This window comes from Faecalimicrobium sp. JNUCC 81, from assembly GCF_053667625.1.
This window is the reverse complement of the sequence record NZ_CM132203.1, coordinates 1,930,058-1,948,409: the sequence shown is the minus strand read 5'-3', so window position 1 is coordinate 1,948,409 and position 18,352 is coordinate 1,930,058. Positions and strand designations below refer to the sequence as shown.

Genomic DNA, 18,352 nt, shown 5'->3' with positions numbered 1-18,352 from the left:
AAATGACACTTCTAGATAAAGATTTAGTATCTATACAAGAGGTTAGAACTCTTGTTAAAAGTGCTAAAGTTGCACAACAAAAACTTCAATCTATGAGTCAAGAACAAATAGATAAAATAGTAAAGGCTATAGCTGATGCAGGATATGAAAATGCTGAAAAATTAGCTAAAATGGCAAATGAAGAAACAGGATTTGGTAAATGGGAAGATAAAATAGTAAAAAATGTTTTCGCATCTAAGATGGTTTATGAAAACCTAAAAGATACAAAGACTGTTGGAATAATCGGTGAAGATAAAGAAAATAAAATAATAGAAATAGCAACACCAGTTGGAGTTGTGGCAGGTCTTATACCTTCAACAAACCCAACATCAACTGTAATATATAAAGCAATGATATCTTTAAAAGCTGGAAATGCTATAGTTTTCTCGCCACATCCAAATGCAAAAAAATGTATACTTGAAACTGTAGATATAATAAGAAAAGCAGCAGTTAAAGAAGGTTGTCCAGCTGAAGCTATAGGATGTATAACTACACCTAGTATTCAAGGAACTAATGAATTAATGAAGCATAAAGATACTTCATTAATATTAGCAACTGGTGGAGAAGCAATGGTTAAAGCTGCTTACTCTTCAGGAACTCCAGCTATAGGGGTTGGACCTGGAAATGGACCAGCTTTCATAGACAAAACTGCTGATGTAGCTTTAGCAGTTAAAAGAATATTAGATTCTAAAACTTTTGATAATGGAACTATATGTGCATCAGAACAATCTATAGTAGTAGAAAAATCTATGGAAAATACTGTTGTACATGAATTAAAATCACAAGGAGCTTATCTTTTAAATGAAGAAGAAAGCAAAAAATTATCAAAATTCATAATGAGAGCTAATGGTACTATGAACCCACAAATAGTTGGTAAAAGTGTAGATACTATATGCAAGTTAGCTGACTTAACAAATGTTCCAAGTTCAGCTAGAGTACTAGTTGCTAGGGAAACTAAAGTAGGTCATGATGTAGCGTATTCAAGAGAAAAGCTTACACCAATATTAGCTTTCTATGTTGAAGAAAATATAGATGCGGTAATGACTAGATGTAGAGAAATATTACTAAATGAAGGTGCAGGACATACTTTCTCAATGCATGCAAATAATGAAGAATTAGTAAAAACATTTGCACTACACATGCCAGTATCAAGAGTACTTGTAAATACTCCTTCAGCACTTGGTGGAATAGGTGGTTCAACTAATATGATACCAGCTTTAACATTAGGTTGTGGAGCAATAGGTGGAAGTTCAACATCAAATAATATAGGGGCACTTGATTTAATAAATATTAAAAAAGTTGCTTATGGAGTTAAAGAAATAGAAGAATTAAGAGGAAGTAAACCACAAACTTCAAACTTAAACATAGATTTAAGTGGTAAAGAAGAATTAATAGATATGTTAGTTAAAAGAATTATACAAGAATTAAGATAGTTAAAATTGTTTAAACAAAAAATTAAAATAAATTATAAAATATAAATTTTGGAGGTAATTATTATGGCAAACGCAAACGCATTAGGAATGATAGAAACTAAAGGATTAGTAGGAGCAATAGAAGCAGCAGACGCTATGGTTAAAGCAGCTAACGTTCAATTAGTAGGAAAAGAACAAGTTGGTGGAGGATTAGTTACAGTAATGGTAAGAGGAGATGTTGGTGCAGTTAAAGCAGCTACAGATGCAGGAGCAGCAGCAGCTGAAAGAGTTGGAGAATTAGTATCAGTACACGTTATACCAAGACCACACTTTGAAGTAGACGCTATATTACCAAAATATAGCGAAAAGTAGAAACAAAATATAAAGTAAATATGTGCTACCGATTTAGGTAGCACATTTTATACATCTGATTGGAGGTGTGAGGATATGGCTGTTTTAACAGAAAGTGAAGTTAGAAAACAAGTAGGTGGAAAAGAATTAACTGAGTTTTATGTACAAAAAGGGCGAATAATAACTCCTTCAGCAAAATCTTATTTAAAAGATAGAAATATTGTATTAAAGTATGTTGATTCTTTAGATGAAATTCAAAAAGCTAATGAAAAAGAAGCTATAAAAGAAACTGAAAAAGAAAAAAAATATAAATATGTTACAGTATTTGGAGCTAATTTAGATGAAAAGCCTGAACATATGACTTCTTTAAGAGGAAACTTACTTGTTTTTAAAGATCATAAAACAATAGTTTTAAGAGGTAAGATAGACTCTCTAGAATCAAAGGTTTTAGAAACTCAAATCTTATGTCAAAAAAATGATATGAACAAGTTGCTCAAAGATCTCCAAGAGGTTTTAGATTTTGTAAGAAATATAATGAGATGTGAAGTTTTAGAAGAAAAGTTAGATGACTTTAAACTTTTAGGATTAACACCTCAAGAACTTAGAGAACAATCTCATTATCCTAAAAAGTACTTTGGCATAGGTCATGAATTCCCAAGTTACGAAATGGGAGAGATGGTAGTTGCTATAAATAGTATAAGAAGTCTTACAAGAGAAGCAGAACTTGCTGCATATGAAGCTTTTAAAGGTGAATATGGTCAAGTTGAAAGAGAAGATTTAATTAAAGCGTTAAATAGATTATCCTCAGTATTTTGGATCATGATTTACAAAATTAGGACAAATAAGTATAAATAGTTGGAGGATATCATGGAAGATTTATTAGAAAGCATCGTAGACGAAGTTGTTAATCGAGTAAAAAAAGAAGCTTTTATAGAAGTTGAAGCATCAGGTAGACATATACACTTAAGTAGAAAAGACATAAATGCTTTATTTGGAGAAGGTTACAACCTGACAAAATTAAAAGATTTATCTCAACCTGGTCAATATGCTTGTGCTGAAAGAGTTACAATAAGTGGACCTAAGGGAGAGTTAAAAAATGTTATAGTACTTGGACCTGAAAGAAAAGAAACTCAAGTCGAAGTATCTTTAACAGATTGTTCTTCATTAGGTCTAAAGGCACCTATAAAGCAAAGTGGAGATTTAACTAATACTTTAGGAGTAACAGTATCTACTGACAAAGGAAGTATAACTTTAGAAAAAGGGCTTATGGCAGCTAAAAGACATGTTCATATGACACCAGATGATGCTAAGAAGTTTAATGTTTCTGATAATGAAGTAGTTCAAGTTAAAGTATTTGGACAAAGACCACTAATATTTGATGATGTTATTATCAGAGTAAATGAAAGTTTTGAAACATTTATGCATATTGACTATGATGAAGCAAACGCTTGCGGTTTTTCTAAAGGGTGTTTAGCTAGAATAATAAAAAATAACCTATAAGGCAGGTGCTATTTATGGATTATAATAAGCTGATAGATCTTATAGTTGATGAAATATATAAAAAGATTAATGACTCTAAAGTAAGTGAAGCTAAAAATTTACCTAAGTGTGTAGTTCTTTGGGAAAAAGATGAAAATAGATTTAACTCACTAAAGGATAATTTTGAAGTTTTAAGTTATGATTATAGCATTAAAGAATCAGATATAGTTATAGTATCTAGACTTTGCTTAAGAGGTATTTCTAACTTATCTATTGGAAATTCTACATCTAATGAAGAAAGATTCATACTTAAAATGCTTATGATGGGTAAAAAAGTTTATATAATGGAAGACGGACTTGAATATAAGCGATATAAATCTAGTGCACCAAAAGCACTATACAATAAATATATAGCTTTTGAACAAGAACTTAAAAAGTTTGGTGTAAAGGTTATAAAAGACGTATTCAACATATTAGATGAAAATAAAATCACTTATAAAGAAGAAGTTAATAATTCAAATGAGACTATAATAGATAAAGCTATAGAGGCTATGGATGAAGTTCTTGATTTAAGAAATAAAAAGCTTATATCAGAATCCGACTTAAGAAAGCCACAAATGAATGGAGTTAGCAAAATTTTAGTAGGGAAAAAAAGTATAGTTACTCCACTTGCTAATGATTTTATAAGAATACATCATTTAAAAGTAGATAGGCTATAAAGGAGATATTCTTATGGAAATTGGAAAAGTAGTTGGTAATGTATGGGCAACAAGAAAAGATGAAAAGCTATGTGGACAAAAACTTTTAGTAGTTAAGCTTTTAAAAGATAAGGTAACTTATAAGGATGGATTTTTAGTTGCAGCAGATAATGCTGGTGCTGGTAATGGAGACTTAGTATTAATAACTAAAGGATCTGCAGCTAGAGAATCTTTAGAGCATAAGTCTGTTCCAGTTGATGCAACAATAATTGGTGTTATTGATTCGCTAGAGGTTTGTGATGAGTAAAAGCATTGGTGCTATAGAGTTTAGAAGCATTGCAAAAGGTTTTGAAGTATCTAATGAAATAGTAAAAAAAGCCTCTGTTGAGGTTTTATATTTAAAAAGTATATGTCCTGGGAAATTTATTATAATCATAAGCGGAGATACTGGCGAAGTTAATACAGCTATAGACTATGGAATAAGTATTACAGGTGGATTTATGGTAGATAGTTTTGTTATAAATGCTGTACATGAGGGTATAATAGATGGACTTAAAAATAAATATAAACATACTGAAAATATTAGCTCCATAGGAATTATGGAGACTAATAAAGTATGCGCTGGGTTAAAAGCATTAGATAAAACTTTAAAAAGTAGTGATGTGAATCTTATAAAACTACAACTTTCTTTTGCAATAGGTGGAAAGCTTGTATATATAGTATCGGGAAGTCTAAGTAGCATAAATTATGGAATAGATGAAGCTAAAAATATATTAAAAGTTAAAGACATAGTATGTACATCAGTAATACCATCTGTAGATGAAAAGATAAGAAAAAATTTAATAGGGAGGTAATAGCCATGAGTATAAATGAAATTATAATGTATATAATGGTAGCATTTATGGTATTAGGTGCTATAGACAAATGTATCGGAAATAAATTTGGGCTAGGAGAACAATTTGAAGAAGGTATTATGGCTATGGGTTCACTTGCAGTAGCTATGGTTGGAGTTATATGCTTAGCTCCAGTATTAGCAGATGTACTTAGACCTGTAGTAGTTCCTTTATTTGATATGCTAGGTGCAGACCCTGCCATGTTTGCAGGTTCTATATTAGCAAACGACATGGGTGGAGCACCACTTGCAATGGAACTTGCAAAAGATCCTAATGCAGGTTTATTTGGTGGACTTATAGTAGGAGCTATGATGGGACCTACTATAGTATTTATAATACCAGTGGCACTTGGAATAATCGAGAAAGAAGACCAAAAGTTCTTAGCAACGGGTATACTTGCAGGTATAATAACTATACCAATAGGAGCTTTTGTAGGGGGATTAGTTGCCGGATTTGATGTAATGATGATCGTTAGAAACTTAGTACCAATAATAATCTTTGCAGTAATAATAGTAATTGGACTATTAAAGTTCGAAAATGCTATGATAAAAGGATTCACTTACTTTGGTAAAGGTGTTGTTATAGTTATAACTTTAGGACTTGCAGCAGGAATAGTTGAAGCTTTAACAGGAATAGTTGTAATACCAGGTATGAAACCAATTAATGAAGGTATAGCAACGGTTGGAGAGATAGCAATTGTTTTAGCAGGAGCATTCCCTCTAGTATTTGTTATAACAAAAGTATTTAATAAACCTTTAATGGCTTTAGGAAAATTATTAGGAATGAATGATACATCAGCAGCTGGATTAGTTGCAAGTTTAGCTAACTGCATACCTATGTTTGGTATGATGAAAGATATGGATAATAGAGGAAAGATAATAAACGTTGCATTTTCTGTATCAGCAGCTTTCGTATTTGGAGATCATCTAGGATTTACAGCTGGATTTAATTCAGAAATGATGACTCCTATGATAGTTGCAAAACTAGTTGGAGGAATAACTGCTGTAATAGTAGCTATGGCTTTAGCAAATAAAACACTTAAAAAGGAGAATGCTTAAAATGGATATGAAAAACATAGACAAAGGAATGTTAGAACAATTAGTAAGACAAATACTAGAAGAAAAAATAAATGGAAGCAAAGATAGTGTTGATTTTATAAGAAATAAAGATGTAAGTGGAATAACTTCTATAAAATTACCAACTGTAAAAGTAGACGAGTCAAATAGACTAGATACAGGAAATCCTAATGATGTAGTTTACACAAAAGACTTATTCAATTTAGAAGAAAGCCCAAGATTAGGTTGTGGAGTAATGGAAATGAAAGAAACAACATTTGACTGGACTTTAAACTATGATGAAATAGATTATGTTATAGAAGGAACATTAGATATAGTAATAGACGGAAGAACTGTATCAGCATCTGCTGGAGAGCTAATACTTATACCTAAAGGAAGTAGTATACAATTTTCTGTTAAGGATTATGCAAGATTTATATATGTAACTTATCCAGCTGACTGGGCATCACAAAACTAGTAAATTAGATTATAAAAATGAGGCTATCTCAAAATAGAGGTTAGCCTTATTTTTTATTATTAAATATAATAACTTGACTAGATTAGTTTAGGTGTTGTAGTGTATCAGTAGAGGTGAGTGTATGATTTTAGGAAAAATGTTAGATATAAAAAAAGGCGAAATTATAACAGTTGTAGGAGCTGGAGGAAAAACATCTTTTATTAACTATTTTGCAAAATATTATAAGGATAAATTTAAAGTTTTGTTAACTACAACTACTAAAATATATGCACCAACAGATGAATGTTATAAAGACATATATCTTACTGATAATAAAAATTTACTAGATATTTGCTCAACTAATTCGCCAATACACGTCTCAAATAATATTGTAGTTTACGGTAAGCGTATAAATGAAGAAAATAAAATAATAGGTTTAGATTTTAAAGAACTTGATTTAATAACTCCTAGATTTGATATTACATTTATAGAAGGAGATGGGTCTAAGAGAAAGAAACTTAAAGGTTGGAATAAATTAGAGCCAGTCGTATATACAAATACTACTCAAACAATAGGGATAATAGATATAACATCTCTAGGAATGGATATAAATGAAGAAAATATTCATAGATTAAATGAATTCAAAAAAATAACATATAAATCAGAGGGGATTATTAATATATTTGATATTAAAAATATAGTACTAAATCCTAATGGACTATTTAAATATGCAAAAGGTAAAAAAATACTTTTCATTAATAAAGTAGAAAATATTTATTATGAATATTTAGCAAAAGAATTGATAGATATAATAAATAATGAAAATATTGATATAAGTATTTTTTATGGTAGTATAAAAGAGAATATATTTAAATATTAAGAGAGAGGTAAAATACATGATAAATGCTATAATAATGGCATCAGGTTTATCAAAGCGAATGGGTGAGAATAAGCTATTATTAGATTTTAAGGGAATACCTATGATAGAATATGCATTTATAGAAATAAGTAAATGTTGTTTTAATGAAGTAATAGTTGTAAGTCAATATGAAGATATATTAAGTTTAAGTAAAAAATATAAATTTAAAAGCATATATAATAAAAATGCTTATATAGGTCAAAGTGAATCTATAAAGCTAGGTATTTTAAATTCTTCAAAATGTGATGGATATATGTTTTTTGTTGGAGATCAACCATTTATTGAAAGTTTTTATATAAATAAAATAATAGATAAATTTAATGAAGATAAAAACTATATAATAATACCAAAATACGGAAATAAAAAAGGTAATCCAGTAATATTTCCATATAATAAAAAAGATGAATTATTAAAATTAGAAGATGATGAAAAAGGCAAAAAAGTAGTTAATAAATCTTCAAAAATAAATTATATAGATGTAAGTGAAAATATGTTAATTGACATTGACAATAAAGTAGATTATGAAAAATTTAGAGGTGTGTAAAATGAGACAAATAAAAACAGTGGATGCAGTGGGACAAATACTATGTCATGATATTACTAAAATAATACCAGGAGAATTCAAGGGTAGGGCCTTTAAAAAGGGGCATATTGTTAGAGAAGAAGATATACCAGTATTATTATCTTTAGGGAAAGATAATCTATATGTATGGGAAAAAACTGAAGGTATGGTACATGAAAATGATGGTGCTATATTTTTGAAGGAGATATCAGCTGGAGAAAATTTAGATTTTAGTGAAATAAAAGAAGGTAAAATTGATTTTATAGCATCTATTGATGGTATGCTAAAAATAGATGTTGATACTTTATTTAAACTAAATTGTATTGATGATATTATGATGGCAACACTTCATAATAATTTCGAAGTTAAAAAGGGAACTAAAGTAGCAGGAACAAGAGTAATACCTCTTTTAATAGAAGAAGAAAAATTACAAGAAGCTAAAAACTTAGTTAAGGATAAAAAGATTGTAAGTGTAGTACCATTTAAACCTAAAAAGGTAGGTATAGTTACAACTGGTAATGAAGTATATTATAAGAGAATAGTAGATAAGTTTGGACCTGTTATAAAAAATAAAGTTAGTAAATATAATTGTGAAATACTAGGACAAACTATATGTCCAGATGATAAAGAAATAATTAAAGAAGCTATAAAGGATTTTATAGATCAAGGAGCAGAACTGATATGTTGCACAGGAGGAATGAGTGTAGACCCAGATGATGTTACTCCAACAGCTATAAAAGAAACTGGAGCTGATTTAGTAACATATGGTTCACCAATACTTCCAGGAGCTATGTTTTTACTAGCATATTATGGAGAAGTACCTATAATGGGAATACCAGGATGTGCAATGTATAATAAAACTACAGTATTTGATGTAATCTTACCAAGGATATTAATAGACGAAAAATTAACAAAAGCAGATATTGCATTATACGGTCATGGTGGTCTTTGTATGAACTGTGAAGTATGCACTTATCCTGCATGTAATTTTGCTAAAATATAGTTATTTTAGTGCCCAGATTGGTTGACTAAAATAAGTATTTGTTATATCATAGATGATGTTGAATAATGGAAAAATTAAAACTCAAGATAAGAAAGGAAATAACGCGAATGTTACAAGTTACAAATATTGGACTTAGATTTGGTGAGAAAGAGTTATTTAAAGATGTTAACTTAAAATTCACTAAAGGAAACTGCTACGGGATAATAGGTGCTAATGGAGCAGGAAAATCAACTTTCCTAAAAATATTAGCTGGAGATATAGAACCAAATACAGGAAGTGTATCTATAACAGATAAAGAAAGAATGTCAGTACTTAGACAGGACCACTTCAAATATGAAGAAGATACAGTTTTAAATGTTGTTATAATGGGACATGAAAGACTTTACTCAATAATGCAAGAAAAAGAGGCATTATACATGAAAGAAGACTTCTCTGAAGAAGATGGTATAAAAGCTGCTGAACTTGAAGGTGAGTTTGCTGAACTTGACGGATGGGATGCAGAAACAAATGCAGAAAGAGTATTAATGGGTCTTGGTATAGACAAAGAAATGCATTACAAGCAAATGAAAGAATTAACAGGTGGAGAAAAGGTTAAAGTGTTACTTGCACAAACATTATTCGGTAAGCCTGAAATACTAGTAATGGATGAACCTACAAACCACTTAGACTTCCAATCAATAAACTGGTTAAATAATTTCATAATGGATTTAGAAGATTCTATCGTTATAATAGTATCGCATGATAGACATTTCTTAAACCAAATATGTACAAATATAGTTGACGTTGACTTTGGTAAAATACAAATGTATGTTGGTAACTATGACTTCTGGTATGAGTCAAGCCAATTAGCATTACAATTAGCTAAAGATCAAAACAAAAAAGCTGAAGAAAAGATAGCTCAACTTAAAGAGTTCATCGCAAGATTCAGTTCAAATGCTTCTAAAGCAAAACAAGCAACATCTAGAAAGAAACAATTAGATAAAATAGAATTAGAAGATATACAACCATCAAGAAGAAAATACCCATATGTAGGATTTACTCCTGAAAGAGAAATCGGAAATGAGGTATTAGAAGTTGAAGGATTAACTAAAACTGTAGACGGAGTTAAAGTTTTAGATAATGTATCTTTCAGATTAGATAGAGAAGATAAAGTAGCATTTATGGGAGATGAAATAGCTATAACTACTTTATTCAACATAATAATGGGAGAAGATACTGCTGATAGTGGTACATTTAAGTGGGGAGTAACAACTTCTCAATCTTATCTTCCTAAAAATCATAACCAATTCTTTGATGGAGTTGAATACTCATTAGTTGACTGGTTAAGACAATACTCAGAAGAAAAGAGTGAAAGTTTCATAAGAGGATTCTTAGGTAGAATGTTATTCTCTGGAGAAGAAGCTTTAAAACAAGCTCAAGTATTATCTGGAGGAGAAAAAGTTAGATGTATGTTATCTAAGTTAATGTTATCAAACGCTAACGTATTAGTATTAGATGATCCTACTAACCACTTAGACTTAGAATCTATAACTTCTGTAAACAAAGGTTTAGAAAAGTTCTCTGGAGTTTTAATCTTCAATTCTCATGACCACGAGATGATACAAACTCTTGCAAATAGAATAATAGAGATAACTCCTGGTGGAATAATGGATAGAAAAACTACTCTTGATGAGTATTTAGAGAATAAGGATATACAAAAGCAATTAAAAGAAATGTATGGAGATTCTAAAAAATAATTTTTAGATTATTGTATGTATAATAAATTAAAACTTAATAATTAAGGTTTTGTAATACCTTCTATATTCGATAAGATGAATAACGTCTATGTTCTGCTTTTTCAAATATAGGAGGTATTTTTATATGTATCTAATTAATATTACAGTTAATATTTTAGATGCAAATTTCATACTTATATTCCACCCTATTTTTACTAGATAGCATTAATAATATACCATATTTTGAAGTGTATGTTAAATAAGGTAGGTAATCATATTTTGTATTAAGGCAATAATATATTAATTAGTTGCCTATAAAAACCATAAAAAGTACATAATAATGATTATAATGTAAATTATTGTTAGTTGATATGTTTTAATATGAAATATATAATTTAAAACTAGGGGTGAGTAGATTTATGAAGGAAGAACCATTAGTGGGTATTACCTATGAACTCATATTTCAAATATTTAACACAATAATTTTATTAGCTATATCAGTATTAATCATATATGGTATATATTTTATTACATCTAGAGTTAAAAATAAGAATAAAGGGGACAATAGAATTATTGAATTAGAAAATAGAATAAAAGAACTAGAAGATAAAATAAATAATGATAAAATTTAGATTTGTTTAAATAAAAATTTAATATAATATCAATAAAAATCCTAGGCTATAATCATATATAGTCTAGGATTTTTATTGATATTATATTAATTCATAAAATTAGGTTTTTATTTTTTTACCTAAAGAATCATTTAAACTACAATAATAACTTACTCCGTCTTTAAATTTATCCAATAGATATAGAATATGAACTTTTAAAAGTTTCTCCAACATTTAATTTGTTTATATATTCTTTATCCTTATATTGGATATTAGAATTTATATTATCAGCTAGTCCATGCCACGGCTCTATACATAAGAACGGTGCAGTAGAGTTGTTATTCTTATAATAAGGTGTCCATATACCAACTAATGGGAAATTTTTAAAATCTACTTTAATAAAATCACTACTATTATTAGAGTGTATAGAAATTTCATCTATATTAGTATATATTAGCGCATCATTTTTAAATAAATCAGGAGTCAATTCAAGTCTTTCTATACTACCTAAATTAATAGATTTACCGGAGAAAGGTCCGTTTAATTCGATTTTAGTTACATTATTTCTATGCTTAAACTCAAGATAATAATCTTTCAAAGATTCATTATTACTCATAGGAACATTAAAAGCCGGATGAGCTCCTATTGAAAAGTAGATATCTTTAGAATCTGTATTTTTTACAGTCCATTCTATATTTACACTTGATTGTATTAATGTATATTTTATAACTAATTCAAATGAATATGGATACATTTTTTTAGTGTCACTATTAGATTTTAAAATATAAGATATAAAATTCTCAGTAGAATCTAAAACTTCAAAATCTAAATCTCTTGCAAATCCATGTTGACTCATAGAGTATGTATTACCTTCGATAGTTGTTTTATTATCAATAAGTTTTCCTACAATAGGAAATAAGACAGGTGATTGTCTTCCCCAATATTTACTATCACCAGACCATAAAATATCCTTACTTTGCTTTTTAGAATAAATTCTAGTAAGTTCAGCACCAGATTTTTTAGATTCGATTATCAAATAATCATTTTGTAATTTGTTCATAAAAATCCCCCTTAAAAGTATATATTTTTATTATATATTAAATTATTACAACAATATAGCTTATTTTACAAGAATCAAAAAGGAAACAAATGTATTTATTTTTCATAGTATGTATAAAAAAAGGAGTTTTTGACAATGAATAATAATTCAAAAAATAATATTTCATATAATTATAAAAAACAACAATCTTTAAAATATCGTAGCAGACGAAATAGATCTAAATGCAAGCTTAATCATAATGAATTTTGTAATAATCATTGCTATAATTGTTATAATCATGGGTTTAATTATTCAAATAATAGCCCATGTGTATGCAAAAAAAGAAGACCTGGTTGTTGCAAAATAAATCCATTATGGTGGCTAGTATTTTTACTTTTTATTTAATAATAATTATAGTTAAGATATAAAATGCGTATGACATAAAGTTATACGCATTTTATATCTTACTAATAAAAAAATTTAATTATACAAAGATAATTAAAGTACATATATGCCTGATAAAAATAAAGTTTTATAATGGATAAAATAAAAAAAGTCGATTTAAAACGAAAAAATGTTTTTAATTTAAAATGATTATGATATAATTAATGATAAATATGAGGGAACACGAAATATAATTTAAAAACATTGAATTAAATACGTGTTTAAATATTATTTAAGGGAGAATTATATGATTAAAAAAAATGGAAAGAAAATAGCAGCACTTGCTATTGCAGCAACAATAATTGGTCAAAACATACAACCTATATTTGCGATTGAAAATGTAATTAACCAATTAAGTGAAGTACAACAAACCATTGAAAAAGTAGAAAATAGTGATACTTCAAGTGAAGAGGTTGGAGAAACTTCAAAAGAAGAATCTAATAAGGAAAATGCAGAAGAAGTTATAATAAATGAAGCTAAGCCAGAAGCTTCAGAGGAAAGCAAAAATGAAGTAAATAAAGAAGAAATAAAAGATGTAAAAAAGAAGGCATCAGTAGACTTTTCTATAATGGCTATAAGTGATTTACATGCAAATTTAATGAATTATGATTACTACACAGGAGGAACAACTAATAACTCTGGTTTAGTAAAAGTTTCAACTCTTATAAATCAATATAAAGAAAAAGTAGATAAGAAAAAAGATGATAAAGAAATAGATAATGCCTTAGTAGTAGATAATGGAGATACGATAGAAGGAACTCCTTTAGCTAACTTCTTTGCTAAGAAAAAGCCTGTTAAGCCAGGCACTCAATACCCAGTATATAAAGCATTAGAAGAAGTTGGATTTGATGCTACAACTATAGGTAATCACGAACTTAACTATGGTTTAGATTTTATAAAGCAAATAACAAATGATAATAAGAGAATGGCTACAGTTTGTGCAAATGTAAATGATGCTAAAACTGGAAAGCCTGTATTTAATCCATATAAAATAGTAGAAGAAAAAGTAATAGATTCAAATGGAGAAGAAAGAACACTTAAAATAGGTATAACAGGTGTTGTTCCTCCTCAAGTAATGAATTGGGATGCATTATTATTAAGGGGAAAAATAAATGTTAATGATATGACTGAAAGTATTAAAAAATATGTTCCTCAAATGAAAGCTGAAGGTGCGGATATAGTATTAGTGCTTGCTCATACAGGGTATGGAGACGAGAATACTCCTAATGTAAAAAATAAAGAAAATGCTGGATATGACATAGCGAATGTTGAAGGTGTAGATCTAGTAATAGGTGGACATGTTCACAAATCATTTAAAAAAGAAGTTAAAAAAGCAAATGGTGATATAGTTCAATATATACAGCCGTTAAATAGCGGTAGAGAATTAGGGGTAGCCGAACTAAAAATAGATTTAGAAGAAAATAATGGTAAGATAGAATATAAAATAAATGATGCTACATCAAAAATAGATACTGTAAGTGCTAAAGATGTACCTAATGATGAAGTTTTAGTTCAAAAAGTTAAAGAGTACCACGATGCAACAGAAAACTATGTAAATACTCCATCTGGAGAAATAACTAAAGATTTAAATAGTTTCTTTACACTAGTAGCTGATGATGCATCTGTACAAATAGTAACTGATGCTCAAAGAAAATTTGTTGAAAAAAGCATAAAAGATGGAGAAGAATCTTTAGTTAAATATAAAGATTTACCATTATTATCAGCAGGAGCACCATTTAAAGCAGGAAGTAGTGCAGGAAATTATGTTGATATAAAAGCAGGAGGACTTGCATTAAAAGATCTTTCTAACTTATATAAATACGATAATACTTTAACTGTTATAAAGTTAAAAGGTAAAGATATAAAAGAGTGGTTAGAACTAAGTGCAGTAATGTTTAATACAATAGATACTAACTCTAAAGAAGAACAAGATTTAATAAATAGAGATTTCCCTACTTTTAACTTTGACGTAATAGATGGAGTTAATTATGAAATAGATGTAACTCAAAAGCCAAAGTATGATAAAGATGGAAATGTAATAAATGCTAATTCACAAAGAATAGTGAACTTAACTTACAACGGAAAACCTATAAACTTAGAACAAGATTTCTTAATAGCTACTAATAATTATAGAGCTGGTGGAAATGGATTCCCATGGAATGGAAAACAAGAAATAGTATATAGTGGAACTTATGAAAATAGACAAGCAGTAGCTGATTATATAGAAGCTGCTGGTAAATTAGAACCAACAGTAGATAATAACTGGAAATTTAAATCTGTTGATACAGATGCTAAAGTGATATTTACATCTCATGAAAATGGTGCTAAATATTTAGGTAAACATCCTCAAATAAAAGCGGGAGAAAATATAGGAGATAAATTAGTTAAATATAGCTATGATTTATCATATGTAGTTCCAGGAACTAATGAAAAACCAGAAGAAAATAAACCAGGAACTAATAAGCCTGAAACTAATAAACCAGGTTCAAATAATAACTCTACAACAAATAGTACAGATAATCCTAAAACAGGAGATACTAGTATAATCGGATATGTAGTATTAGGAGGCGCTGCAGCTGCTGGGTTAGCAGTAACTTCAATTAAGAAAAAAAGAAAATAGTTAATTATAAAATTTAAAAAACTCCTTAAAGTAATAATTTAAATAATATTGCTTTGAGGAGTTTTTTTATATAATTTAAAAAAATTGTTACTAATATTAATTTAAAATGGTATAGTAGATTATAACATATAAATTTATTTCACAATAAATGTTAAAAATATAAATTACAGTATATATTTATATTTTAATATGATTATATACTTTATATAGTAAGGAGATGCTAAAATGAAATTAAATAGAAATGATGAATGCTGGTGTGGCAGTAATGCAAAATATAAAAAATGCCACATGGAATTTGATGAAAAATTAGAAACATTAAAAGGAAAAGGATACATAGTTCCAAGCCATGATATTATAAAAACGAAAGAGCAAATAGAAAAAATAAAAGAAAGTGCAAAAATAAATAATGCAGTATTAGATTTAGTAGCAAAAGAAATAAAAGAAGGTATGACTACTGATGATATTGATAAAATAGTACATGACTTTTCAATATCTCAAGGTGCAATACCAGCACCACTTGGATATGGAGGATTTCCAAAGAGTTTATGTACATCAATAAACTCTCAAATATGTCATGGTATACCAAGTAAAGATGTAGTTCTTAAAGATGGAGATATAATAAATGTAGATGTATCAACAATATACAATGGATACTATTCAGATGCGTCTAGAATGTTTATGATAGGGAATGTAAGTGAAGAAGCTAAGAAATTAGTTGAAGTAACTAAAGAATGTTTATATAAAGGAATAGAAGCTGTTAAGCCTTGGGGGCATCTAGGAGCTATAGGAGCAGCTATACAAGAGCACGCTGAAAAAAATGGATACTCAGTAGTAAGAGACTTTGGAGGTCATGGGATAGGGCTACAATTCCATGAAGACCCATTTGTATTTCATGTAGGAAAAAAAGATGAAGGTATGATTTTAGTACCTGGAATGGTATTTACTATAGAGCCTATGATAAATCAAGGAGACTACGAGCTTTACATAGATGCAGAAAATGAATGGACTGCATATACATATGATGGGAAACTATCTGCTCAATGGGAGCATATGATATTAGTAACTGAAGATGGCATTGAAATCTTATCTAAATAAAAAATATATACTTGGTTAAAATAATTATAAAATATTATTTCGAGGTGATATGTTATGAAGAAAGAAAGTAAATGCGAAAGTAACAATCAGTGGGCAGGAGCTAATACTACACTGACTAGCAAAGCAGGAGTCAAAGAAAAAGATGAAAATAATAATCAATGGACTTCTACTAATAAGAAAGCACCAGAAATGTATCAAAATAATTTTAACAAAGGCAAAAATAACAAATAGATATATAAATAAAAAGATATGTTTATAAACATATCTTTTTATTTATATAAAGGTATGTTTATTTACATAAAGGTATGTATATTACTGGAAAATAAGCTTGAATATTTATTTAAGATATAGTATGATATTATTTACAAAGTATTGAAAAATCAACAGTTTAACTAAAGGAGATTGTTATAATGGTAGAGTCATATGCAGTAAGTAGAGCAACACGTCTTCTAATAGTTTTTAGTGTAGTATTTGCAGCTTTAGAGGCAAATGTGGCTTTTTTGGCACCTATAATAACTATAGTTATACCATATAAGTTTATGAGGTATAAGGATGTATCTAAAGAAAAAGAAAATAAAAAGATATTAAATAATTTATTTTTGTTTAATTTAGTTTCATTTTTAGTAGCTATAGTCATTACAAAGAAAATGAATTTAATGATATTGGACTTAATTGTAAATATATTTATAAGTTTTATATGGTATAAAATGATATGTTTTTTTGATAACAAAAAGGAAAATTTATATAAAAATCCAGATATTGTATACAATAAAATGAATAAAAAAATTGATATGTTAGAAAAATTACAAATCCAAACAAAAGAATTAATGGAAAATGCTGAAACAGAAAAAGATAAAATGTCTATACAGTCAAAGCTCGACGCAATACAATATAAAATAGATGAAACTAAAAGACAATTAAGTATAATAAAAAAGCAAGTTGAATTAAAAAATAATAGTGAAAAATAAATTTCAAAACAAAAGCCTTTAGATTGTAAAAATCTAAAGGCTTTTGTGATACAATTTTAAATAAAGCTAAGTAAGCAACTTTTATGGGAAGGGTAATTATATGGTAATTAAATTTAAAAGATTATATAAAAAAGATATTACTGATTTTGAATTAATAGCAAATTGGGATAATCAAGATGATATAAAGTATTTAATTAGGCCTAATTTTATAGAAGGGGAAATAAAAGATATAACATTAAAAGATTTAATAGATAGTATAGTTTATAATCCATATAAATACATATATATTATATCCGTTGATGATAAAAAAGTAGGATATATAAGCATAGACACTAATTTTAATATGTTTAAAAAAGATATAAATAGATCTTGTTGGATAGGAATATGTATAGGTGACATTAGTTATCATGGAAGTGGAATATCAAAAATTGCAATGAAATTTTTAGAAAATAAAGCAAAAAAACTTAATCAACAAAGAATTGAATTAGGAGTGTTTGAATATAACAAAAGAGCAATTAATTTTTATAAAAACATGGGGTATATAGAAATAGGAAAAAATGAAAATTTTGTATATTACAATGGAAAATGGCAAAGTGATATAAGAATGGAAAAATATATATAATAATACAAAATAATTAATACCACTTATATAAACTATATAGGTGGTATTAATTATTATAATTGTTTTAAAATAAAAACATTTTCATAAAAAATAATATTATTTAGTTATTGACTTTATACAGTATATTGTATACAATGTACTTATAGAAAACAAACAAGAAATAATCAATAGGGAAAGAGGCAAAATAGATGATAGTATTAAGAAAAATAGCAAAAACTTTAAAAGGAATATCAAATTACTTATTAGTAAATGAGAGAATTAACAGCCAAAGATGTATGGCGAAAGATATAGATACGACTAGAACTATCTTAGATAATAAATAGTCAAAAAACTTCACAATTATTTTAATTTAACCTCCCCAAAGAGCACT

The 18,352-nt window shown here is 28.0% G+C and carries 22 protein-coding genes; 21 read left to right on the top strand and 1 reads right to left on the bottom strand.

Translation table 11 applies throughout. The features are described from left to right. Positions 1-2 precede the first annotated feature (2 nt). From JNUCC81_RS09635 to JNUCC81_RS09570, 14 genes are all read left to right on the top strand, one after another. Entirely contained in the window at positions 3-1,472 is a 1,470-nt protein-coding gene (locus JNUCC81_RS09635; RefSeq protein WP_454093265.1) for an acetaldehyde dehydrogenase (acetylating), read from the top strand. Between the two features lie 63 nt (positions 1,473-1,535). Beyond that, positions 1,536-1,823 carry an ethanolamine utilization microcompartment protein EutM gene (gene eutM / locus JNUCC81_RS09630; RefSeq protein WP_042274179.1) on the top strand — a complete coding sequence of 96 codons (288 nt, stop codon included), beginning with the start codon at positions 1,536-1,538 and terminating at the stop codon, positions 1,821-1,823. 75 nt (positions 1,824-1,898) lie between these two features. Then, positions 1,899-2,657: a cobalamin adenosyltransferase gene (locus JNUCC81_RS09625; protein WP_454093264.1), complete on the top strand. Its 759-nt coding sequence runs from the start codon at positions 1,899-1,901 to the stop codon at positions 2,655-2,657. Positions 2,658-2,669: 12 nt separating this feature from the next. After that, complete coding sequence (gene eutD, locus JNUCC81_RS09620) at positions 2,670-3,302, top strand: ethanolamine utilization phosphate acetyltransferase EutD (protein ID WP_454093263.1); 633 nt, start codon at positions 2,670-2,672, stop codon at positions 3,300-3,302. A 14-nt stretch (positions 3,303-3,316) separates the two neighbouring features. Continuing rightward, on the top strand, positions 3,317-4,000 hold the full coding sequence (locus JNUCC81_RS09615; RefSeq protein ID WP_454093262.1) for a TIGR02536 family ethanolamine utilization protein: 684 nt from the start codon (positions 3,317-3,319) through the stop codon (positions 3,998-4,000). A 13-nt stretch (positions 4,001-4,013) separates the two neighbouring features. Next, positions 4,014-4,286 carry a EutN/CcmL family microcompartment protein gene (locus JNUCC81_RS09610; protein ID WP_208331507.1) on the top strand — a complete coding sequence of 91 codons (273 nt, stop codon included), beginning with the start codon at positions 4,014-4,016 and terminating at the stop codon, positions 4,284-4,286. After that, on the top strand, positions 4,279-4,833 hold the full coding sequence (locus JNUCC81_RS09605) for a BMC domain-containing protein (RefSeq protein WP_454093261.1): 555 nt from the start codon (positions 4,279-4,281) through the stop codon (positions 4,831-4,833). Before JNUCC81_RS09610 ends, JNUCC81_RS09605 begins: the two co-directional genes overlap by 8 nt. A gap of 5 nt (positions 4,834-4,838) precedes the next feature. Continuing rightward, complete coding sequence (eutH, locus tag JNUCC81_RS09600) at positions 4,839-5,930, top strand: ethanolamine utilization protein EutH (protein WP_454093260.1); 1,092 nt, start codon at positions 4,839-4,841, stop codon at positions 5,928-5,930. Position 5,931: 1 nt separating this feature from the next. Next, positions 5,932-6,405: a cupin domain-containing protein gene (locus JNUCC81_RS09595; RefSeq protein ID WP_147568513.1), complete on the top strand. Its 474-nt coding sequence runs from the start codon at positions 5,932-5,934 to the stop codon at positions 6,403-6,405. Between the two features lie 121 nt (positions 6,406-6,526). Further along, the gene (gene yqeC / locus JNUCC81_RS09590; RefSeq protein WP_454093259.1) at positions 6,527-7,264 is read left to right on the top strand and encodes a selenium cofactor biosynthesis protein YqeC; all 738 of its coding nucleotides are present in this window, start codon (positions 6,527-6,529) and stop codon (positions 7,262-7,264) included. 16 nt (positions 7,265-7,280) lie between these two features. Beyond that, on the top strand, positions 7,281-7,847 hold the full coding sequence (mocA, locus tag JNUCC81_RS09585) for a molybdenum cofactor cytidylyltransferase (protein WP_454093258.1): 567 nt from the start codon (positions 7,281-7,283) through the stop codon (positions 7,845-7,847). Between the two features lies 1 nt (position 7,848). Further along, positions 7,849-8,868 carry a molybdopterin-binding protein gene (locus tag JNUCC81_RS09580; protein ID WP_454093257.1) on the top strand — a complete coding sequence of 340 codons (1,020 nt, stop codon included), beginning with the start codon at positions 7,849-7,851 and terminating at the stop codon, positions 8,866-8,868. Positions 8,869-8,975: 107 nt separating this feature from the next. Continuing rightward, positions 8,976-10,604 (top strand): ABC-F family ATP-binding cassette domain-containing protein, encoded by a 1,629-nt coding sequence (locus JNUCC81_RS09575; RefSeq protein WP_454093256.1) that lies wholly within the window; start codon positions 8,976-8,978, stop codon positions 10,602-10,604. 398 nt (positions 10,605-11,002) lie between these two features. Further along, positions 11,003-11,215, top strand: coding sequence for a hypothetical protein (locus JNUCC81_RS09570; protein ID WP_454093255.1), 213 nt, complete (start codon positions 11,003-11,005; stop codon positions 11,213-11,215). Between the two features lie 166 nt (positions 11,216-11,381). On the opposite strand, the gene JNUCC81_RS09565 is transcribed toward JNUCC81_RS09570, so the two are convergent. Beyond that, positions 11,382-12,254: an aldose 1-epimerase family protein gene (locus tag JNUCC81_RS09565; RefSeq protein ID WP_454093254.1), complete on the bottom strand. Its 873-nt coding sequence runs from the start codon at positions 12,252-12,254 to the stop codon at positions 11,382-11,384. A 135-nt stretch (positions 12,255-12,389) separates the two neighbouring features. Between JNUCC81_RS09565 and JNUCC81_RS09560 the strand changes: the two genes are divergently transcribed. The 7 genes from JNUCC81_RS09560 (at position 12,390) to JNUCC81_RS09530 (ending at position 18,305) form a co-directional block, all read left to right on the top strand. Then, positions 12,390-12,638 carry a hypothetical protein gene (locus JNUCC81_RS09560; RefSeq protein ID WP_454093253.1) on the top strand — a complete coding sequence of 83 codons (249 nt, stop codon included), beginning with the start codon at positions 12,390-12,392 and terminating at the stop codon, positions 12,636-12,638. Positions 12,639-12,924: 286 nt separating this feature from the next. Next, positions 12,925-15,297 carry a bifunctional 2',3'-cyclic-nucleotide 2'-phosphodiesterase/3'-nucleotidase gene (locus JNUCC81_RS09555; protein ID WP_454093252.1) on the top strand — a complete coding sequence of 791 codons (2,373 nt, stop codon included), beginning with the start codon at positions 12,925-12,927 and terminating at the stop codon, positions 15,295-15,297. A 225-nt stretch (positions 15,298-15,522) separates the two neighbouring features. Next, on the top strand, positions 15,523-16,392 hold the full coding sequence (locus tag JNUCC81_RS09550; RefSeq protein WP_454093251.1) for a methionyl aminopeptidase: 870 nt from the start codon (positions 15,523-15,525) through the stop codon (positions 16,390-16,392). 54 nt (positions 16,393-16,446) lie between these two features. After that, positions 16,447-16,623, top strand: coding sequence for a hypothetical protein (locus JNUCC81_RS09545; RefSeq protein WP_454093250.1), 177 nt, complete (start codon positions 16,447-16,449; stop codon positions 16,621-16,623). A 179-nt stretch (positions 16,624-16,802) separates the two neighbouring features. Continuing rightward, entirely contained in the window at positions 16,803-17,360 is a 558-nt protein-coding gene (locus JNUCC81_RS09540) for a hypothetical protein (RefSeq protein WP_454093249.1), read from the top strand. 100 nt (positions 17,361-17,460) lie between these two features. Next, positions 17,461-17,982, top strand: a complete 522-nt coding sequence (locus JNUCC81_RS09535) for a GNAT family N-acetyltransferase (RefSeq protein ID WP_454093248.1) — start codon at positions 17,461-17,463, stop codon at positions 17,980-17,982. Between the two features lie 188 nt (positions 17,983-18,170). After that, positions 18,171-18,305 (top strand): hypothetical protein, encoded by a 135-nt coding sequence (locus JNUCC81_RS09530; RefSeq protein WP_286183933.1) that lies wholly within the window; start codon positions 18,171-18,173, stop codon positions 18,303-18,305. Positions 18,306-18,352: the final 47 nt, after the last annotated feature.